At 63.0% G+C, this 20936-nt stretch carries 16 protein-coding genes and 1 tRNA gene; 11 read left to right on the top strand and 6 right to left on the bottom strand.

Features of this window, described 5'->3' with window-relative positions; all coding sequences use genetic code 11:
• Positions 1 to 79: 79 nt before the first annotated feature.
• The 3 genes from SX1_RS01530 to SX1_RS01540 all read right to left on the bottom strand — a co-directional run bounded on the left by SX1_RS01530 (position 80) and on the right by SX1_RS01540 (position 3707).
• Entirely contained in the window at positions 80 to 1357 is a 1278-nt protein-coding gene (locus tag SX1_RS01530; RefSeq protein ID WP_019051627.1) for an amino acid permease, read from the bottom strand.
• Positions 1358 to 1442: 85 nt separating this feature from the next.
• Positions 1443 to 3245 (bottom strand): acyl-CoA dehydrogenase C-terminal domain-containing protein, encoded by a 1803-nt coding sequence (locus SX1_RS01535; protein WP_019051628.1) that lies wholly within the window; start codon positions 3243 to 3245, stop codon positions 1443 to 1445.
• A 51-nt stretch (positions 3246 to 3296) separates the two neighbouring features.
• Positions 3297 to 3707, bottom strand: a complete 411-nt coding sequence (locus SX1_RS01540; RefSeq protein ID WP_017180887.1) for a MerR family transcriptional regulator — start codon at positions 3705 to 3707, stop codon at positions 3297 to 3299.
• Positions 3708 to 3820: 113 nt separating this feature from the next.
• Between SX1_RS01540 and SX1_RS01545 the strand changes: the two genes are divergently transcribed.
• The 11 genes from SX1_RS01545 to SX1_RS22320 all read left to right on the top strand — a co-directional run bounded on the left by SX1_RS01545 (position 3821) and on the right by SX1_RS22320 (position 15054).
• A complete protein-coding gene (locus tag SX1_RS01545; protein ID WP_019051629.1) occupies positions 3821 to 4228 on the top strand; it encodes a hypothetical protein in 408 nt (135 codons plus the stop codon).
• A gap of 191 nt (positions 4229 to 4419) precedes the next feature.
• Positions 4420 to 6459, top strand: coding sequence for a TonB-dependent receptor family protein (locus SX1_RS01550; RefSeq protein WP_019051630.1), 2040 nt, complete (start codon positions 4420 to 4422; stop codon positions 6457 to 6459).
• Between the two features lie 16 nt (positions 6460 to 6475).
• On the top strand, positions 6476 to 7744 hold the full coding sequence (locus tag SX1_RS01555; RefSeq protein ID WP_019051631.1) for a PepSY-associated TM helix domain-containing protein: 1269 nt from the start codon (positions 6476 to 6478) through the stop codon (positions 7742 to 7744).
• A gap of 156 nt (positions 7745 to 7900) precedes the next feature.
• Positions 7901 to 9520 carry an NAD(P)/FAD-dependent oxidoreductase gene (locus tag SX1_RS01560; RefSeq protein WP_019051632.1) on the top strand — a complete coding sequence of 540 codons (1620 nt, stop codon included), beginning with the start codon at positions 7901 to 7903 and terminating at the stop codon, positions 9518 to 9520.
• A gap of 62 nt (positions 9521 to 9582) precedes the next feature.
• The gene (locus SX1_RS01565) at positions 9583 to 9768 is read left to right on the top strand and encodes a hypothetical protein (RefSeq protein WP_019051633.1); all 186 of its coding nucleotides are present in this window, start codon (positions 9583 to 9585) and stop codon (positions 9766 to 9768) included.
• Between the two features lie 208 nt (positions 9769 to 9976).
• Positions 9977 to 11275, top strand: coding sequence for a tyrosine-type recombinase/integrase (locus SX1_RS22305; RefSeq protein WP_019051634.1), 1299 nt, complete (start codon positions 9977 to 9979; stop codon positions 11273 to 11275).
• A 22-nt stretch (positions 11276 to 11297) separates the two neighbouring features.
• Positions 11298 to 12098 (top strand): hypothetical protein, encoded by an 801-nt coding sequence (locus tag SX1_RS01575; RefSeq protein ID WP_019051635.1) that lies wholly within the window; start codon positions 11298 to 11300, stop codon positions 12096 to 12098.
• A 33-nt stretch (positions 12099 to 12131) separates the two neighbouring features.
• A complete protein-coding gene (locus SX1_RS22310) occupies positions 12132 to 12362 on the top strand; it encodes a helix-turn-helix domain-containing protein (protein WP_019051636.1) in 231 nt (76 codons plus the stop codon).
• Between the two features lie 145 nt (positions 12363 to 12507).
• Complete coding sequence (locus tag SX1_RS01585; protein ID WP_043145156.1) at positions 12508 to 12819, top strand: hypothetical protein; 312 nt, start codon at positions 12508 to 12510, stop codon at positions 12817 to 12819.
• Positions 12816 to 13766: a toprim domain-containing protein gene (locus SX1_RS22315; protein WP_019051638.1), complete on the top strand. Its 951-nt coding sequence runs from the start codon at positions 12816 to 12818 to the stop codon at positions 13764 to 13766. Before SX1_RS01585 ends, SX1_RS22315 begins: the two co-directional genes overlap by 4 nt.
• The gene (locus SX1_RS22320; RefSeq protein WP_081609910.1) at positions 13759 to 15054 is read left to right on the top strand and encodes an AAA family ATPase; all 1296 of its coding nucleotides are present in this window, start codon (positions 13759 to 13761) and stop codon (positions 15052 to 15054) included. The genes SX1_RS22315 and SX1_RS22320 overlap by 8 nt, the downstream gene beginning before the upstream one ends.
• Before the next feature lie 92 nt (positions 15055 to 15146).
• Here SX1_RS22320 and SX1_RS01600 read toward each other — a convergent pair whose 3' ends face one another.
• The 3 genes from SX1_RS01600 to rpoC all read right to left on the bottom strand — a co-directional run bounded on the left by SX1_RS01600 (position 15147) and on the right by rpoC (position 20880).
• Positions 15147 to 15470: a hypothetical protein gene (locus tag SX1_RS01600; protein ID WP_157410072.1), complete on the bottom strand. Its 324-nt coding sequence runs from the start codon at positions 15468 to 15470 to the stop codon at positions 15147 to 15149.
• A gap of 656 nt (positions 15471 to 16126) precedes the next feature.
• A tRNA-Gln gene (locus SX1_RS01605) sits at positions 16127 to 16200 on the bottom strand.
• A gap of 423 nt (positions 16201 to 16623) precedes the next feature.
• Complete coding sequence (gene rpoC, locus SX1_RS01615) at positions 16624 to 20880, bottom strand: DNA-directed RNA polymerase subunit beta' (protein ID WP_019051642.1); 4257 nt, start codon at positions 20878 to 20880, stop codon at positions 16624 to 16626.
• Between the last annotated feature and the right edge of the window lie 56 nt (positions 20881 to 20936).

Genomic DNA, 20936 nt, shown 5'->3' on the forward strand with positions numbered 1-20936 from the left:
CATCATGGTGCTCCCGCGAAGGCGGGAGCCCAGTCCTGCCCTCTGAACTGGACTCCCGCCTTCGCGGGAGTACGTCACGTCAGGCTGCACGCTCTCGCCGCGCCCACCAATAAAAGGGCAACCCCGCCGCCATCAGCAGCACGCTCGACCCGCTCGCCACAATCCCCGCGCCCCATAGCGTCCATAGCGCATAGCCCAGCCCCACGGCCGCGGCTGGCACCACCACCCGAAACCGCATGCTCGCCAGCGCGCAGCCGACATAGAGCCACAGCGTCGCCGATGTCGCCAGCAGCGCCATGGCGGTAAACAGCGCCACCAGCCCCTGCAAACTATTGGCGACCAGCAACAGGCTGGCGAGCAGCGTGGACACTATCAGCCCGCGCACTGGCGTCCCTTTGGCATTGGTCCCTGCCAGCCAGCGCGGCAGTTCGCCCGCCCGCGCCATCACCAGCGGCACCTCGCCCATCAGCAGCGTCCAGCCATTGAGCGCGCCCAGGCAACTGATCGCCACGAACAAGGCGATGAAGCGGGCCGGGCCGGGCGACCAATAATGGCTGACAAATGCGCCAAAGGGCGATCCGGTCTGCGTCTCCGCCGCTGGCAGGGTCAGCGCTATTCCTGAACAGACCAGCAGATAGATCAGCCCCGTCACCGCCGTGCCGATCAGCGTTGCGCGCGGGATGGTTCGCGCCGGATCACGCACCTTGTCCGCCGCCACGCTGGCCGATTCAAACCCCAGCAAGGCCCAGAGCGTCAGCGCCGCCGACGCGGTAATGCCCGCGCCTGTCAGCCCCTGCGCCGGGAAGGGCGCGACCTGCGCCGTGCCGTTCCCCACCGTCATGACCAGCAGGACCAGCACCACCGCGATCGGGATCAGCTTGATGATCGTCGTGACGATCTGCGTCATGCCCGCCGCCCGCGCGCCGATCAGGTTGATGCCCGTCATCGCCCACAGCAAGCCGATCGACATTATCGCCCCGACGCCCGGCCGCGCCAGCAGCGGCAGGACGCTGGACAGATTGGCCGTCGCCGCGACTGCAATCGTGACATTGGTGATGATGATCGACAGCCAGTAGATCCAGCCAATCGCAAACCCGGCAAGCGGCCCATAGGCCCGCGCGATCATCTGCGAAGCGCTCGTCCCCGGCAGGGCCACTGTCAGCCGGGCGATGACGAAGGCCAGCACCAGCGACCCGGCGATCGTAAACCCCCAGCCTGCCACCGCATCCCAGCCAAAGGGCGCGAGCGCGGCAGGCAGCAGGAACACGCCCGACCCGATCATATTCCCCATCACCAGCGCGATGCAGGCAGCCAGGCCCAGCGTGCGGGCAGGCGCCGGACTGGCGGTGATGGTCATGGCTGGCGTCCCCCTCGAAAGGGGCCAGCCTATCGCGGGTGGCGGGCCTTGGCCACCCATGTGGCCAGGCCCGCCTTCATTGGCGTTACGCCGCCAAGAACATATCCGGGTCCAGCGCCATCAGCGCTTCGGCGCCACCTTCCATCTTGCGGCGCAGCGATCCCGCGTCGGGCATGATCCGCTCGGCAAAGAAGCGCGCCGTCACCAGCTTGGCTTCCAGATACTTCGCATCCCCTTCGCCCGCCGCCAGCAGCCCGGTCGCGGCCTTGGCCATGCGCAACCACATCAGGCCGGTCGCGACGATGCCCAGGATATGCATATAATGATGCGCGCCTGCGCCCGCATTGTCGGGGTTCTTCATCGCATTCTGCATCAGCCACATGGTCGCGGCCTGCAACTGGCCGGTCGCCTTTTCCAGCGCTTCGGCGAAGGCGGCGAGCTTGGGCTCGGCCTTGGCATCGGCCACTTCGGTCGCGATGATCTTCAGCAACGCCTGCAACGCGCGGCCACCATTCATCGGCAGTTTGCGGCCGACCAGATCCATCGCCTGCACGCCGTTGGTGCCTTCATAAATCTGGGCGATGCGCGCGTCGCGGACATACTGCTCCACGCCATTTTCCCAGATATAACCATGGCCGCCAAACACCTGCTGGCTGGATACCGCGACATCGAAACCCTTGTCGGTGCCATAGCCCTTGATGACCGGGGTCAGCAGCCCGATCAGATCGTCGGCTTGCTGGCGCTCTTCTTCGGTGGCGGCATAATGCGACAGATCGACCTGCAAAGCCCCCCACAGGATCAGCGCGCGCAACCCTTCGGTGATGGCCTTGCCCTCCATCAGCATCCGGCGCACATCGGGATGAACGAACAGCGTATCGGCCTTTTCCTCCGGCTCCTTCGGCCCGGTGAGCGCGCGGCCCTGCCGCCGGTCGCGGGCATAATGAACCGCGTTCTGCAAGGCGATTTCGCCCTGAGCCAGACCCTGGAGGCCAACGCCCAGTCGCGCCGCGTTCATCATGATGAACATCGCGGCCAGCCCCTTATTCTCCTCGCCGACCATCCATCCGGTCGCCCCGTCATAATTCATGACGCAGGTGGCGTTGCCATGGATGCCCATCTTATGCTCGATCGAACCACAGGACACGGCGTTGCGCTCGCCCAGCGACCCGTCGTCATGCAGCAGGATCTTGGGAACGACGAACAGCGAAATGCCCTTGCTGCTGTCGGGTGCGCCCGGTGTCTTGGCCAGCACCAGATGGATGATATTTTCCGAAAGGTCATGCTCGCCCGCCGAAATGAAAATCTTGGTCCCGGTGATCGCATAGCTGCCATCGGCATTGGGCACGGCCTTGGTCTTGATCAGGCCCAGATCGGTGCCGCAATGCGGCTCGGTCAGGTTCATCGTGCCGGTCCACTGGCCCGACACCATCTTGGGGATATAGCGCTGCTGCAATTCATCGCTGCCCTTGGCAATCAGCGCCGCGACCGCGCCTGCGGTCAGGCCATGATACATTTCAAACGCCTGATTGGCCGACAGCACATATTCGTCCACCGCCGTCGCCAGGACGGACGGCAGGCCCTGTCCGCCAAATTCGGCCGGTGAATGCAGCGTGGTCCAACCGCCCGCGACAAACTGGTCGAACGCATCCTTGAAGCCGGTCGGCGTGGTCACGCTGCCGTCGGGGTGACGGGTGCATCCTTCCTTGTCGCCCACCGCGTTCAACGGGAACAGCACTTCCGCGGCAATCTTGCCGCCTTCGGTCAGGATCGCCTCGACCAGGTCGGGCGTCGCATTTTCAAAGCCGGGCAGGTTGGCATAGCGTTCCAGCCCGACGACATGATCCAGTACGAACCGTGTGTCGCGAACGGGGGGAGTATAAGTGGGCATGATCGTCTCCGGGCGTTTTTCTTATCGGGAAAGGGCGGGTAGGGGAGGGCGTCAGTCTTTGGCGATGGCCGCAACGAAATTGGCCAGTTCGGCAATGGCCGCGTCAATATCGTCCTTTTGCCGGGTCAGCAGTTCGATCCGCGCCTGACATTTGGCGGCCGTGACGCGGCGCTGCTCTTCATGTTCTTCATCGGCGTCATACAGGTCGATCATCTCGCGAATTTCAGTCAGGCTGAAACCGACCCGCTTGCCGCGCAAAATCCACGCCAGCCGCGCGCGGTCGCGCCGCGAATAGATGCGGGCCAGACCTTGCCGTTCGGGCGCGATCAGCCCCTCATCCTCATAGAATCGCAAGGCGCGCGCCGTGACGCCAAACTCTTCGGAAAGGTCGGAAATGCTGTAGCTCTGCTGGTCCCGATGGTCGGGTAGCTCGATGCCGGCGATGCTGCTGCGCTTGTCCATGACGCATGATGTAACGCAGCTTTACGTTTACGTCAAGGTTAGTTCAGGGCAGCGCGCGATGGACCTATTGCCCTAGTGACAAGGCAGCACCTCGTCATTATGGCGGCCCCCACATGACGGGGGCGATCAGACATTCCAGCACCGCGCGCGGCCTGCTTGCCGCATTGGCGCTGCTCGTCCTGGCCGTCCAGTTGTTCGTGCCATCGGGTTTCATGCCTGTCCGCACGGATCGGGGCGTCATCATAACCCTCTGTACCGGGCAGGGCGCAATCAACGTGCTGGTCGATCGCGACTTGGCGCCGGGCAAGGGCGATCATGCGCCCGACGATGGCATGGCCGGGCATATGCCCTGCGCCTTCGCCGCTTCGGTCCAGCCCGCCGTGCCGCCGCTGCTGCTCGCAGACCTGCCGCTGCCTGCCTGGCAACTGGCCTATGGCCCGATCGCCTTCGCGCTCAAGACGGGCCTGATCGCGCGCCTCGCCGCGCCCCCGCCGCCTTCATCCGGGCCGCCAACCGCTTAACGACATCCTCCCCCTGAGGGGGAGGTGGCAGCACGAAGTGCTGGCGGAGGGGTGTCACCCTCTTGATAGCTTGACACCCCTCCGTCTGGCCTGCGGCCAGCCACCTCCCCTTGTAGGGAGGATGCAATTTGCCCAGCCCCAATCCTGACAAGAAAGTCAGGAAACTACACTATATCAATAGGTTAAAATTCATGCGTATCACCCACGCCACGCGCAGCGTTTCGCTGTGCGCCATCGCCTTTGCCCTGTCGACTACCGCTGCCTTTGCCGACGAAGCCCCCGACCAGAGCCGCATCATCGTCACCGCCAGCGCGCTTGCCCAGGAAGCTGCCGCCCGCGTCGAGCGCACACCCGGCGGCGTCGATGTCGTTGCCGCTGACGATTTTGAAAATAAGCTGGCCGTCTCCCTGCGCGACGCGCTCACCTTCTCGCCCGGCGTCTACACCCAGCCCCGCTTCGGGCAGGAGGTTCGCATCTCTATCCGTGGTTCGGGCCTGTCGCGCGGCTTCCACATGCGCGGCCTGACCCTGTTGCAGGATGGCATTCCGATCAACCTGGCCGACGATAACGGTGACTTTCAGGAATTCGACCCGCAGGTTTTCCAGCATCTGGAGGTCTATCGCGGCGGCAATGCGCTGCGGCTGGGCGGATCGACGCTGGGCGGCGCGATCAATGCCGTCACCCCGACCGGACGCAGCGCGCCGGGCGTTGAACTGCGCGTCGATGGCGGCAGCTTCGACACGATCCGCACCAAGGCGGCCTATGGCTATGCCGACGACCGGGGTGATGCCTTCGCCGCGATCACCAGCGATCGTTCGGATGGCGACCGCGATCATGGCAAGCGGAAATCCTATCGCTTCAACGGCAATGTCGGCGTGAAGATCAGCGAGACAATCGAAACCCGCTTTTACGCCAGCGCCCAGACCATCCGTCAGAAACTGTCCGGCTCGCTCAGCGAAAAATCGGTGCTGACCAACCCGACCAAGGGCAATTTCGTTGGCGATCAGGCGCGCGACATTGATTCGATCCGCCTGCAAAACCGCACGACCATCCAGCTTGACGGCGGCCAGCTGGCCTTCGGCCTGTTCCTCAATGCCAAGGATCTCTACCACCCCATCTTTCAGGTGATCGACCAGAAATCGGAAGATCGCGGCGCGTTCGCCAGCCTCGATCTGGCGGGCGATCTGGGCGGTCTGCCGGTCGAACTGACGCTTGGCACGCAGGCGCGCTTTGGCAAGGTCACCGCGCGCCAGTTTATCAACCTGTCGGGCAAGCGCGGCGCGCCCACCGCCAATGTTCAGCAGCGCGCCCAGACGATCAACAGCTATGGCGAAGTCCGCGTGGCCCCCACGCCCGGCCTGTGGCTGATCGCGGGCGGGCTCTACACCCATGGCGAACGGCGGATCGACAACCGCTTTGCCCCGCAACGCAGCGGCGACGCCAGCTTCGACGCTTTTTCGCCCAAGATCGGCCTGCTCTACAAGCCCGACGAAGCCCTGCAATTCTACGCCAATTATAACCGCTCGGTCGAACTGCCCGGCTATAGTGAACTCAGCCAAACGCCCGCAGGCGGCGCGCCCGGCTTCACGCCTGTCGGCGCGCAAAAGGCATGGACCGCGGAAATCGGCACCCGTGGCCGCATCGGCATCGCATCCTGGGATGTCAGCCTCTATCGCGCCGACATAAAGGGTGAGATGCTGCAATTTAATGTCGTCCCCGGCGTCATCCCCGCCGCCACCTTCAACGCGGACAAGACCCGCCATCAGGGCGTCGAAGCGGGTCTCGAACTCGCCTTCACCCCATGGGCATCGCTCCGCCAGGTCTATCAATATAGCGATTTCCGCTTCCGCAACGACGCCATCTATGGCGACAATCGCCTGCCGGTGGTGCCGCGCCATTTCTACCGCGCCGAACTCAAACTGGGGACAGACAGGCTCAGCATCTCGCCCTCGGTCGAATGGCTGCCGCAGGGGGCATGGGTCGACTATGTCAACAGCAAGCGGGTCGGCAATTATGCCCTGCTCAATCTGGGCGCACAGGCGCAGCTGCGCGAAGGCGTCACCCTGTTCCTCGATGCGCGCAACCTGACGCAGAAGCGCGCGGTCGGCGACATCAGCGCGCTGGTCCGCTACACGCCTGACAACGCGGCGACGGCAGTGGATGAAGGCAGCGTCGCCTTCTACCCGCTCGAACGCCGCGCCATCTATGGCGGCGTGCGCGCGCGTTTCTGAACCGGGGGGCAGGACGATGGATGACACAGGCTTCTACCGGGCGATGTGGCGCTGGCATTTCTATGCCGGTCTGATCGTCCTGCCCGTGCTGGCACTCATGGCGGTGACGGGCGCACTCTATCTCTACAAGCCGGAGATAGAGGCGACGCTCTATCCCGTCCATATGTCGACGACGCCGTCCCGCGCGTTGCTTCCGCCATCGCGCCTGGCCGCTGTGGTGGAGCGGACGACAGGCGCGCAGGTAACGCAAATCGTTCGTCCCGCCACCATGTCGGAAAGCTGGCGGGTGATGACCAAGGTGGAAGGTGGCCCGCCAACGGTCCATTTCGTCGATCCGCGCGATGGCCGGATACTCGGTCAGATGCGCGGCGGCGGCTTCATGAAGGTCATCAAGGATTTGCACAGCCTTGCGCTCACCGGCCCGGTCGGCAACCGGCTGGTGGAGGTCGTCGCGGGCTGGGCGATCCTGCTCTGCATCACCGGCCTCTATCTGCGCTGGCCCCGGCGCGGCCAGCCCGCGCTGGCGATCCGGGGCAGGGCGTCGGGTCGCCTCTTCTGGCGCGACCTGCACGGCACGCTGGGTTTCCTGTCGGCTGGCGTCATCCTCTTCCTTGCGGTGACGGGGATGCCATGGACGGAAGTCTGGGGCGGCGGGCTGCGCGCCGTCGTTGCCGCCAATGACTGGGGACGGCCCAAAATGGCGGTCGTCCCATGGAGCGCGCCGGCCAGGGATGCGCTGCCCTGGACGTTGCGCGAAGGCGGCGCGATCGCGGGCGATGCAGGCGACATCGGCATTGATCAGGCCCTGCGCATCGCCACCGCGCATGGCATGGGCGGTGTGCAGCTCATCCTGCCCGCCAGTCCCGGCGCGCCCTATCTCGCCGCCTCCATCGTCACCCAGGCGCAGGACGCGCGCGCCATCACCATCGACGCGGCATCAGGCGCGGTGGTGCAGGATATGGACTGGCGCATGTTTGGTCCGGGCGCAAAGGCGGTCGAATGGGGCATCGCCACCCATCAGGGCCAGCAATATGGAGAGGTCAACCGGCTGCTGATGCTCGCGGCTTGCCTGTGTCTCCTCCTTCTGTGCCTGACCGCGCCGGTCCTGTGGTGGAAACGGCGGCAACAGGGGCGGCTCAGCGCACCGCCCGCGGCCACCCTCGCCGCCCGGCGCATGGTGGCGGGGTTGATGCTGTTCATCGGGCTGCTGTTCCCGTTGACCGGCCTCAGCATGCTCGTCGCCTTGCTGGGCGAATGGATCATGGGGCAGCGCCGGACGGCCTAAATCCCGTTCGGGCTGAGCTTGTCGAAGCCCCGTCCTTCTTCTCGAAAGAAAAGGACTCCCCTTCGACAAGCTCAGGGCGAACGGATTAAATGAGGGGGCAGCTTCCGTCCAAGGCGGACGGTTTTCTTATCCGGCCACATCATCTACAGCCCGTCCATGATCCGTCTCTCCGGCCTCCAACTCCCGCTCGACCATCCTGCCGAAGCGATCCCCGCCGCCATCTGCGCCCGTCTCGGCATCCCTGCCTCCGACCTGCTGTCCCACAGCCTGGTGCGGCGCGGCAATGACGCGCGCCGCCGCAGCGCGATCCAGCTTGTCTATACATTCGACATCGCCGCCAGCGACGAACCCGCCATCCTCGCCCGCTTCGTTGGTGACAAGGATGTGCGCCCCGCGCCCGACACACGCTACAGATTCGTGACCCACGCCCCCGAAAGCGGTCCGGCGCAGCGCCCGGTCGTCATCGGCGCGGGACCATGCGGGCTGTTTGCGGGCCTGATCCTGGCGCAAATGGGCTTCCGCCCGATCATCCTGGATCGCGGCAAGCCAGTGCGCGAACGGACGAAGGACACATGGGGCCTGTGGCGTCGCGCCGAATTGAACCCGGATTCCAACGTGCAGTTCGGCGAGGGCGGGGCGGGCACATTCTCCGACGGCAAACTCTATTGCCGCGTCAAAGACCCGCGCTTCCTTGGCCGGAAGGTGCTGGAGGAGTTCGTCGCGGCGGGCGCCCCTGACGACATATTATGGGAAGCCCATCCCCATATCGGCACCTTCCGCCTGGTCACCATGGTCGAATCCATGCGCCGCCAGATCGAGGCGCTGGGCGGCGAATATCGCTGGCAGACCCGCGTGGACGATCTCGCGCTGGAGCCAGCGGGTGAGGGCGCCCATAGGCTGCGCGGCCTCCATATGCAGGATGGCAGCTTCCTCGAAGCCGACCATGTCGTCCTTGCTGTCGGCCACAGCGCCCGCCCGACCTTCGAAATGCTGCACAGCCGCGGCGTCCATATAGAGGCCAAGCCCTTCTCCATCGGGGTGCGGATCGAACATCCGCAAAGCTGGGTCGATCGCGCCCGCTACGGCAATTGCGCGGGCCACCCGGATCTGGGCGCGGCTTCCTATAGCCTGGCCCATCACTGCGCCAATGGCCGCACCGTCTACAGTTTCTGCATGTGTCCCGGCGGCCGGGTCGTCGCCGCGACGTCGGAGGAAGGGCGCGTCGTCACCAACGGCATGAGCCAGTATAGCCGCGCCGAATTCAACGCCAATTCAGGACTGGTGGTCGGCATCGATCCCGCGCGCGACTATCCCGAAGGCCCGTTGGCGGGCATCGCGTTGCAACGTCGCTGGGAATCGGCGGCCTTCGTCGCGGGCGGCTCCTCCTACTTTGCACCCGGCCAGACCGTGGGCGACTTCATGGCCGCTCGCCCCTCCACCGCCTTGGGAGAGGTCGTCCCCTCCTACAAGCCGGGCGTTACCCCCACCGATCTGGCGCGCTGCCTGCCCGACTATGTGGTCGACGCCATTCGGGAGGCGCTGCCTGCCTTTGGCCGCCAGATCAGCCATTACGACCATCCTGACGCGGTCATGACCGGCGTGGAAACACGCACATCCTCGCCCATCCGCATCACCCGCGGCAAGGATTTCCAGAGCCTCAATGTCGCTGGCCTATATCCCGCTGGTGAGGGCGCAGGCTATGCCGGAGGCATCCTTTCCGCCGCGATCGACGGCATCAAGGTGGCGGAGGCGGTTGCGCTGGGAATGATGCGATAGGCTGGCAAAATCCGGCGCACCCGATATGCTCTCCCTTAAATCGCATATCGGGACAGACAGTCATGACCAGCGACGTCCGCATAGCCCTCGAACGGTTCCAGAATTTCGTTAGCCGGTTCAGCCACAGCGGCTTGATCGATCCCGTCACCGGCTTCACGACCGGCGACGCGGCCCTGCTGATCGGCGAGATCGAACTGGCCGAAGCCCATCGCCGCATGGAACAGCATCACCCGCACGACGACACCTGACGTCATCGGCCAGGCTAACAGCCCTGGAAATCGCGACTATTTGGAAATGGATGCCCGACAAGGATCATAACTAGCTTCCGCTGCATTCCGCCGCTTTCCAATTAAACAACGTAAATGCGATGGTTTGCGGCATATCCGTTCCGCACCTTGCCGTTGACGTTCGCCGAAAGCCGCAATAAAGTGTGGGGGTGAATGTGGGGGAATTAGCGTGGGGAAGCTCACCGTTGCCAAGGTCCGCAATGCCAAGCCCGGATTTGGATCGGCCGGGAAGCCAGTGAAGCGCGCCTATCAGGACGGGGATGGCCTATTCCTGCTGGTGGCATCCAGCGGCGCAAAGTCATGGATGCTTCGCGTTCAGGTGGACGGCAAGCGCCGGGACATCGGGCTTGGCGCTGTGGACGTTGACGGTTTGGGCAGCGACGCCTTCGGTAAGCACGATGCCCGCCATTCCGATATTCCCCTTATGCTGCGCAAGAGCCTGTCTCTGGCGGAAGCACGGGAAAAGGCTGCAGCACTGCGCAAGCTCGCCAAGGCAGGGAATGATCCGAAGGTTGAGCGGGACAGGGAGCGTGTGAAGGTGCCCACCTTCGCCGAGGCGGTGACGGAAGCGCACAAGGCGCTCAAGTCCGGTTGGAGCGACCGCACGGCCAAGGCGTTCAAGGCTTCGCTGGAGGAACATGCCAACCCCAAGCTGGGTGCGTTGAAGGTGAACGCGATTGGCAGCGCCGAAGTCATCACTGCGCTTGCCCCGATCTGGACCGACAAGCCCGTCATGGCCCGCAAGGTGCGCAGTCGCATTAGCCAAGTGCTTGCCTTCGCCAAGGCGCGCGGCTGGCGTGCCGATGCGCTGCCCGACGCCCGCGAATTGCGCACCGGCCTTTCCAAGCAGGCGCGCGGCGGCAACTTCGCAGCGATGCCATTTGCCGAAGTGCCCGCATTCATCGCAGACGAGCTTGGCAAGGGCGCGAGCGCCAGTCGCCATGCCGTATTGTTTGTCATTCTCACGGCTGCGCGCTCCGGTGAAGTCCGGCAAGTGACATGGGAGCAAATCGACCTTGATGCCCGGACATGGACGCGCCCTGCATCGGTCATGAAGATGAAAGAGGGGCACGTTGTCACCCTGTCCGATGCTGTCGTTGCGCTGCTTGAAGCCTATGCGCCCAAGGACATGCGCAAGGGACTGATCTTTGCCGGCGTGCGCGGTGGGCCGCTGTCCGATATGTCGCTTACCAAGGCCATGCGAACGGCTGGCCGAACAGAAACCGTGCATGGCTTCCGCTCCGCATTCCGCGATTGGGCTGCTGAAAAGATGCCAACCATTCCCGCAATGGTGGCCGAAATGGCGCTGGCGCATCGTGTCGGCACGGCGACGGAGCAAGCCTATCTGCGCACCGATCTGCGCGACATGCGCCGCGCGCTCATGGAAGCATGGGGCAGCTTCGCCGCACCTTCGCTGTCCGGCGTAGCGGGCAATGTCACGCCGATCCGCAAGGTTGAGGCTGGATAAAATATTATTGTCGGAGAGCGACATGACAATTCTGGGGCGTGACAGCTTGAATAATAGAAAGTTCGTTTCGCTGGCCGAGGCGTTGACTTGGATCGCTTTCGGGGACGCTATGGCAGCGGACGATCTGAAGACGCACGTAGAGGGGTACCCTCCACCTATGACCGATACTCATGAGGAGCGGTTGCGGAAATTCTTCGCTGGGCAGGATCACTATGTGGCGAACGTTGCCGGTTCCCGTCATTTCGTAAACCGTCAAGTCGGATTGGATAAAATAATTGAGGCTTGGCACCAACTGCGTGAAGAGGTTGAACATGGGACCATTAGGATGCGTGGCCGCCTCACGGAAACGTATTCGCTCGCTGATGCGCGCTTGGCCAGCGTCGAGGATTTGAGCGGCAACTTGCTAGCCGAGTTTCCCCAGTTTGACATTTCTACAGGTGGCATTCGACGCGAACCCGGATTGTCACCATACGTTCTTTGGAGCGGCGATCCTCAAAGCTTTCGACGGGAGTTCGAGGCATTCGGTGGCAATCCGCGCGCCTTAGGTGGCTACCTCATGGTTGAGGTTGAACGGGACGGCGTAATTCGCCGTTGGCCGCATCCCGTCAAGGCACCGCGCAAGTCGCACGATGAGGTGGTCGCTTGGTGCGAGCATTGGATAGCAGCCGGCAAGGGGAATGGTCATGATAAGGCATGGAACGCCTTCAAGACATTACCGGAACACCACGGCCTTTCGCGTGATGACGTCTTTCGCCCCGCTTGGAAGGACGCAAAGCTGAAGCGAACCGGACACCGGCTGCAAGCGAAACTGCAAGCGACGTAAAGCGATGGCGCATCTGCGCCGCTTGGTTTCGATATGGTCTTTTCGTCCCGCCACCATCCCCGCAATTCCGCCGGGACGCTGGCGGAGACTACCAATATGGAGCCTATCGCGCTCAGCGTGTCGGAAGCCGTGAAGGCGTCCGGACTCGGAAAGACCACCCTTTACGAAGCGATGGCCGATGGTCGCTTGGAAACCCGGAAGGTAGGTCGCAAGCGCCTTGTCTTGACCCGCTCGCTTCGCCGCCTCATCGAAGGCGAGGTGTAAGCCATGCTTCAGAAAAGCGAAACCCGCGCATGCGCGCGGGTGTCGCGGAAAAGCTGTGGCGGCTCCTTCCGTGACTTCCCTAATTCGTCAGGCATTCCGGCGCAATTGCTGATCGCCGCGTTCGCATTCGGCGGAGGCGTTGACCATGGTTGATCGCTATCCCGACATCCCCGGCGCGAAAGGTTTGGACGGCACCAGCCAGGACGCAGCCGAGGCCATGAGGCCGCGCGCCTTTCATCTTCGTCGTTTGACGTTGAATACGCTCGCCCGGCTGGGGGAGGCGACGGTGCTGGAGGCTGTGGCCGCTGCGGGCGTTTCCCGCGAAAGCCTTCAGCCGCGCTTCTCGGAGCTGCGGGCGATGGGACTGGTTGAACCGACCGGCGCCCGTCGCCTCAACCCTTCCGGCAAAGCAGCGGCAGTGCTGCGCCTCACCGGAAAGGGGAGGGCTGCGCTGTGACCGATGCCGTTTCGGAATTTCTCGATGCCATGGGGGCGGCTGGTATCCATCCGGTGGAGCCGATTGCCGACATGCTCGCTTCCGGTGATCCCGTCCGCTTCCGGGCCGATGGCGACAAGCCCGGACGGCGCAACGGCTGGGCATGGCTGCATCTCGATGGCGTGCCCGCTGGCGTATTCCGGCATTATCGGCTGGGCGTGCGGAAGGTGTGGCGTGCGGGGAGCGATCTCCGTTCGCTATCACCAGCCGAACGGCGCGCGATCATGGCTCAGGCCCGTGAAAGCAAATCACGACGCAGGGAGGAAACCGAGGCCAAGCAGGAAGCGGCGGCTGGCGTTGCCCGCGATCTGTGGCGCGGCGCTGGCAGGCCCAACTCCGCGCATGGGTATATGGCCCGTAAAAGCCTTCCCCCGTTCGGTATCCGGCAGCATGGCGACGCGCTGCTTGTCCCGATGGTCGATCCCGGCTTTCGTCTGTTGAACGTCCAGCGCATCTTTCCGGACGGGCGCAAGCTGTTCCTGTCCGGCGGGCGCACCGAGGGGCTGTTCTGGCCCCATGGCGCGTTTGTGCAGGATGGCAGACCATCGGTTGGGCCGTTGGTGATCGGGGAGGGCTTCGCCACCATGGCCGCGATCCATCATGCGACAGGACACGGCGTGGTCGCGGCACTAGCGGCGCACAACCTCGAAGTCGTCGCCCGCGCCATGCGCAAGCTGTTCCCCAGCCGGACGCTGATCGTCGCGGCGGACGATGACCGTCACCTATCGGAGAATATTGGACTGGAGGCCGCTCAGCGAGCCGCTAAGTCCGTTGGGGCCCTTTTGGCCACTCCGCTGCCCCTTGAGCCGGAAACGCGCTCAGTGGACTCCGGGAGCGATATTGAGGACATTCTGCCTACCAAGGTGGTGGCCTGGATCGGTCGGGCTGGAGGGGGCGGCCATGCGTAACACGACCGCCCCCATGGATTTTGCCGATATGGAGCTGGAAGACGTGGCCAGCCGCATTGCCGGTGCCACGTCCGTCGACACGGTTATTCGTGCTACGCCCTACCGCTGGCCCGATCCCCGTTCGCTGCCAACCCGGCAATGGCTGCTTGGCCATTGGCTGCTGCGGGGTGAAGTCACAGCGATCATTGCGCCCGGCGGCACCGGCAAGAGCACGATCGGTACGGCATTAGCTTTGTCTCTGGCATCTGGAAAACCGCTGCTTGGCAAGCCGTTGCCGCGTGGCCCGCAATCGGCATGGATTTACAACCTTGAGGATTCGCAAGACGAACTGGACCGGCAAATGTCTGCTGCCTGCCTGTTTCACGGCATAGTGCCGGATGATTGCCAGAACCGGCTTTGCGTCGATAGCGGGCTTGTCCAGCCGCTCTGCACAGCAACCGAGGGTCGCGACGGCTTCGCCATTGCCGAGGGCGTATTTGCTCAGGTGGCGGTGACGGTGCTTGAGCGGGGAATTTCGGTCGTGATCGTGGACCCGTTCGTATCTAGCCATACCGTGCGTGAAAGCAGCAATGAGGCAATCGACGCCATCGCCAAGCGGTGGAAGCGGCTGGCTCAGGAAACCGGCTGCGCAGTAGTGCTGGTGCACCATACCAAGAAGCTGGGCGGGCGCGAGGTGACGGCAGAGGATGGGCGCGGCGCGGTCGCCCTGCGCGATGCTGCCCGCGTAGTGCTGCCGCTCAATACGATGAGCCAGGCCGAGGCCGACGAACTGGGCATTGCCGACCCGGCCTTGCGCCGCTCGCTGGTGCGCGTCGATACCGGAAAGGCCAATCGCGCTCCGCAGGATGCAGCAACGTGGATCAAGCTGGAAAGCCAGTGTCTCGATAATGGGGATGCCAGCGAGCCGGCCGATTATGTTGCCGTTGCCTGTCTTTGGGAAAGGCCAGACGTGTTGCACGGTCTGAGTGTGTGGCACGTCTCGCAGGTGCAATCGCGCGTTGCAGCGGGGCACTGGCGCGACAATGCGCAAGCCAAGGATTGGGTCGGCCATGTGGTCGCTCAGGTAGCTGGGCTTTCCGTCGATAAAGACAAAGCCCGCATCAAGGCCATCCTGAAAACGTGGAAGCACAACGGCGCACTCAAAGTGGCAAATTTGCCCGACAAGAACGGCGATAGACGTCCATTCGTCGTGGTTGGTGATCCGGTGGACCCGGCGCAGTTGACTTGCCCGCACCCTGAAAGGTGCGGTGCGGAAAGTGCGGAGAGTGCGGTGAGCGACCCGTGCTGAACCCGCCCGCACCTTCCGCACTTCCCTTATAGGGAGTGCAGGTAGTGCGGGTGCGGGTGAATGGTTTCGCTAAGATCAGAACAAGCTATTGCTCAATTGCCGCCGATAAATCTCGTTTGCAGCAATATGAGTGTCAAACCTGCTAGCGGCCAATAGACCAACAGCCAAGGATTCCGACCTTTCCAGGCGAAGGATGTCGTATCCCCGGCTAGAATGGCCCGCTTCATAGCGAAATAAATCACCGCAGCTAGTCCGCCAAAGAGCAGCATGTTGGTGCCTTTGCTAACCCCATGCGACAATGCGCCCCGGAACACGATGTCAGCCATCGTGCTTGCGAAAGCCGATATGCCAAGCTGGTTGCGCATTCGCCTCCAGCGCTTCGCAATTGCAACTTCGCGCACGTTTTCATCTGTCACAGTCTTGCCCCCCGCGTTGCCCGGCTGGAGCCGGGTGGTTCGTAACGCGCGAACACGGGTAAGCACGCCCCACGTATTCACCGTGAGGCTGTTGTATTTCGTGGGCCGCCCGACATGAGCGAACCCGTGTTCTGCGCATTATGCGCGCTGCTACGGCTTACGAGACCGAACCAGCAGCCTTTCATTAGGCGGGGGCAGGGCTGATGTCTATATCGCCGTTCAAACCTCCCATCGAAGTCAAGTAGTTGGGGTCAGGGGAGGGTAATCTGACGTAGGAAGTTGCAATCAGACGCCAAATCACTCCTCTCCAAAGCACCCGCTCAGCGTTTGGATGCTGGACAATAGCATGTTCAAAGGTGCTTTATTGTAAGCATATGGTTGCTATTTCGAGAGGCGCGAGTCGAGGCTGCAAATGCTCAAACCCAGCAACAAGTCTGGGCGTTGGCGTGGTTTCGCGATTCTGTGTGCTGTGGATCGCGAACTGCGCCGGTCCGACCCGCTCGCTAACAACCACGCTCCGGTCGAGCCGGACAACAATTGCGATGAGCGGCCCAATCGGGTCGCGGTATCACAGATGAGATGTGGGGGGATATGTGGGGATGAAACGACCTGCGTTCATCCAACATTATGTTTTAAAATAATATTTTTGAAAGTTTTGGATGCCCGACAAGGATTCGAACCTTGATTGACGGAGTCAGAGTCCGCTCTCTTACCATTAGAGGATCGGGCATCAATGGCGGGCCGTGACCCGCTTGGGAGGCCGCAGATAGGCGGCGGCTAGGGAGAGGTCAAGAGGGTTTTTGGCCTCACGCGGATAGCAACGTGAAGGCGACTATGCGCGCTGCAAACCCAACACTGCAATAATCCTCCACTGCAAGGGGAGGGGGACCGCCGCGTAGCGGTGGTGGAGGGGTGTCGCCCTATCGATAGCGCCACACCCTTCCGTCTGGCCTCCGGCCAGCCATCTCCCCTGCAAGGGGAGGATGGTTTCTTCCCGCACACGAATATCGGATGTGCAAAACGATATGAGCGCGAAAAGAAAAGCCCGCCGGTGCGCGTCACGCATCCGGCGGGCTTTTGCGTTACCCGTCAAAGGCTAGGTGCGGGGTGGCCGCTCCCCGTACAGGAAACAGCCACCCGCACCCTCGAAGCGTCAGTCCATGTCCTGCGTGGTGAAATCATCACCCTGCACGGTCGCCAGCGGATCGTTGCCGATCGCGGCTTCCGGCCCCTGGCGCAGCTCGGCGGCATGTTCCGCCGCAGCGCTGGCTGGCGCGATCAGGTCGACCTGGCTCGCCGCTCGCAGCGCGGCGCGCATGGCTGCATCCCGCGCGGAGGCGGCGACGCGCAGGCGGTTCATGCCCGCGCCGGTCCCCGCCGGGATCAGGCGGCCGACGATGACATTTTCCTTCAGACCGACGAGCGTGTCCTTCTTGCCCTGAACCGCCGCTTCCGTGAGGACGCGGGTGGTTTCTTGGAAGGACGCTGCCGAGATGAAGGAGCGGGTCTGGAGCGAGGCCTTGGTGATGCCCAGCAACACCGGCTTGCCAGCAGCAGGCAGGAAGCCCGGCGCCAGCTTGGCGTTGATTTCGTCCATTTCCTCACGATCGACCTGCTCGCCCACCAGCAAGGTGGTGTCGCCGGACTCGGTGATCTCGACCTTCTGCAACATCTGACGAACGATCGTCTCGATATGCTTGTCGTTGATCTTCACGCCCTGCAAGCGATAGACTTCCTGGATTTCTGCGACCAGATATTCGGCCAGCGGCTCGATACCCAGAACTTCCAGAATGTCATGCGGATCGGGCGAACCGCCGATCAGATTGTCGCCGCGCTTGACATAGTCGCCTTCCTGAACGTCGATCACCTTGCTCTTGGGGATCAGATATTCGACCGGCTCGCCGCCATCCTCAGGATTGATGGCGATCTTGCGCTTCGCCTTATAGTCCTTGAGGAACTGGACGCGGCCCGACACCTTGGCGATGATGGCGTTGTCCTTGGGCTTGCGCGCTTCGAACAGCTCGGCCACGCGCGGCAGACCGCCCGTGATGTCGCGGGTCTTGGCGGCTTCGCGGCTGACACGCGCCAGCACGTCACCGGCCTGCACCGTCTGCCCGTCCTCGACCGAGAGAGTCGCGCCCACGGCCAGCATATAGCGGGCCGCTTCGCCCGAACCATCGTCCAGCAGGGTCAGGCGCGGACGCAGATCCTCCTTGGTACGGCTCGAACCGCGATGCTCGGTGACGACGCGCTGGGCGATGCCGGTCGCTTCGTCGGTCTGTTCGGTCAGCGTCTTGCCGTCGATCAGGTCGACATATTTGACGATACCCGGACGCTCGGTGATCACCGGCATGGTGAACGGATCCCATTCGGCGATCCGGTCGCCCTGCTTAACCTGTGCGTTATTCTCGAACAGAATGGTCGCACCATAAGGCAGGCGATGCACGGCGCGTTCGCGGCCTTCATTGTCGATGATCGCCAGTTCGCCGTTGCGGGCGAGCGACAGGCGGCGGCCACGGCTGTCCGTGATCGTCGGCATGTCGCGCAGTTCCAGCGTCCCGTCGGCAATCGCTTCCAGGTTCGACGTTTCGTTGAGCTGCGCCGCGCCGCCGATGTGGAAGGTCCGCATCGTCAGCTGGGTGCCAGGCTCACCGATCGACTGGGCCGCGATGACGCCGACCGCTTCACCGATATTGACCGGCGTACCGCGGGCAAGGTCACGACCATAGCATTTGCCGCAAACGCCCATCTTGCTTTCGCAGATCAGCGGGCTGCGGATCTTCACCGACTGCGTGCCGATCGCCTCGATCTTGGCGATCATCGGTTCGTCCAGCAGCGTGCCGATCGGGATGACGATGCTGCCGTCCTTGCTGTCGATAATGTCCTGCGCCGTGGTGCGGCCCAGGATACGTTCGCCCAGCGACGCGATGGTCGAACCGCCCTGGACGATCGCCTTCATTTCCAGCGCGCGGTCGGTGCCGCAATCTTCCTCGACGATCGTGCAGTCCTGGCTGACGTCGACCAGACGGCGGGTCAGGTAACCCGAATTCGCCGTCTTGAGCGCGGTGTCGGCCAGACCCTTGCGGGCGCCGTGGGTGGAGTTGAAATATTCAAGGACGGTCAGGCCTTCCTTGAAGTTGGAGATGATCGGGGTTTCGATGATCTCGCCCGAAGGCTTGGCCATCAGGCCGCGCATCCCCGCGAGCTGCTTCATCTGCGCCTGGCTACCACGCGCACCGGAATGCGCCATCATGTAGATCGAGTTGATCTGCGCCAGGCGACCGGTCTGCGGATCCTTGGGCTGGGCGCGGATCTCGTCCATCATGGCGTTCGCGACGCGATCGCCGCAACCCGACCAGGCGTCGATCACCTTGTTGTATTTTTCCTGCTGGGTGATCAGACCGTCCTGATATTGCTGCTCATAGTCCGCAACCAGCGCCTTGGTCTCGTCGACCAGCGTCACCTTGCTGTCGGGGATGACCATGTCGTCCTTGCCGAACGAAATGCCGGCCTGGAACGCGTGGCGGAAGCCCAGCGCCATGATGGCGTCGGCGAACAGCACCGTGTCCTTCTGGCCGGTGTGACGATAGACCTCGTCGATCACGTCGCCGACGTCCTTCTTGGTCAGCAGGCGGTTGACAACGTCGAAGGGAACCTTGTGGTTCTTGGGCAGGCATTCGCCCAGCAACATGCGGCCCGGCGTCGTTTCATAACGCTTCAGGTAGCTGTTGCCCGCCTCGTCGGTCTGCGGCACGCGGCTGATGATCTTGCTGTGCAGCGTCACCGACTTGGTGAACAGCGCCTGATGCACTTCCTGCATGTCGCTCAGCAACATGCCTTCGCCCGGCTCGCCTTCGCGTTCCATCGACAGATAATAGATGCCCAGCACCATGTCCTGCGACGGCACGATGATCGGCTTGCCGTTGGCGGGCGACAGGATGTTGTTGGTCGACATCATCAGCACGCGCGCTTCCAGCTGGGCCTCCAGGCTCAGCGGAACGTGAACGGCCATCTGGTCACCGTCGAAGTCGGCGTTGAAGGCCGAGCAGACCAGCGGGTGCAGCTGGATCGCCTTGCCCTCGATCAGCACGGGTTCGAACGCCTGGATGCCGAGGCGATGGAGCGTCGGTGCGCGGTTCAGCATCACCGGATGCTCGCGGATCACCTCGTCCAGAATGTCCCAGACTTCCTTGCGCTCCTTCTCGACCCACTTCTTGGCCTGCTTCAGGGTCATGGACAGACCCTTGGCATCCAGACGGGCGTAGATGAACGGCTTGAACAGTTCGAGCGCCATCTTCTTGGGCAGGCCGCACTGGTGCAGCTTGAGTTCCGGCCCGGTCACGATGACCGAACGGCCCGAATAGTCGACGCGCTTGCCGAGCAGGTTCTGGCGGAAGCGGCCCTGCTTGCCCTTGAGCATGTCGGACAGCGACTTCAATGGACGCTTGTTCGCGCCGGTGATGACGCGGCCACGACGGCCATTGTCGAACAGGGCGTCGACCGCTTCCTGCAACATGCGCTTTTCGTTGCGGACGATGATGTCCGGCGCGCGCAGTTCCATCAGCCGCTTCAAGCGGTTGTTGCGGTTGATGACGCGGCGATACAGGTCATTGAGGTCCGACGTCGCGAACCGGCCACCGTCCAGCGGCACCAGCGGGCGCAGTTCTGGCGGGATCACGGGCACGACGTCCAGGATCATCCATTCGGGGCGGTTGCCCGAATCGATGAAGCTTTCGACGACCTTCAAACGCTTGATGATCTTCTTGGGCTTCAGCTCCGACTTGGTCGTCGCCAGCTCTTCCAGCAGAACCTGCTTTTCGCCTTCCAGGTCGAGGTCCATCAGCATCTGCTTGACCGCTTCGGCGCCGATCCCGGCGGAGAAGGCGTCCTCGCCATATTCGTCCTGCGCGTCGAGCAGTTCGTCCTCATTCAGAAGCTGATATTTCTCCAGCGGGGTCAGGCCCGGCTCGATGACGATATAGCTTTCGAAATAGAGGACGCGCTCCAGCTGCTTCAACTGCATGTCGAGCAGCAGGCCGATGCGCGAAGGCAGCGATTTCAGGAACCAGATATGCGCAACCGGGGCTGCCAGTTCGATATGGCCCATGCGCTCGCGGCGCACCTTGCTCACCGTGACTTCGACACCGCATTTTTCGCAGACGATGCCCTTGTACTTCATGCGCTTATACTTGCCGCACAGGCATTCATAATCCTTGATCGGGCCAAAGATACGCGCGCAGAACAGGCCGTCACGTTCGGGCTTGAACGTGCGATAGTTGATGGTTTCGGGCTTCTTGATCTCGCCGAAGGACCAGCTGCGGATGCGCTCTGGCGAGGCAAGGCCGATCTGGATCTGGTCGAAAGTCTCGGTCTTGGCGACCGGGTTGGCGAAGTTGGTCAGTTCGTTCATTTTTCATTCCCTCATGAGGGCAAAATTCTGGTGCGGGACGGGGCAGGGGCGCCGCA

Source organism: Sphingobium xenophagum NBRC 107872 (assembly GCF_000367345.1).
GTDB classification, from domain to species: domain Bacteria; phylum Pseudomonadota; class Alphaproteobacteria; order Sphingomonadales; family Sphingomonadaceae; genus Sphingobium; species Sphingobium xenophagum.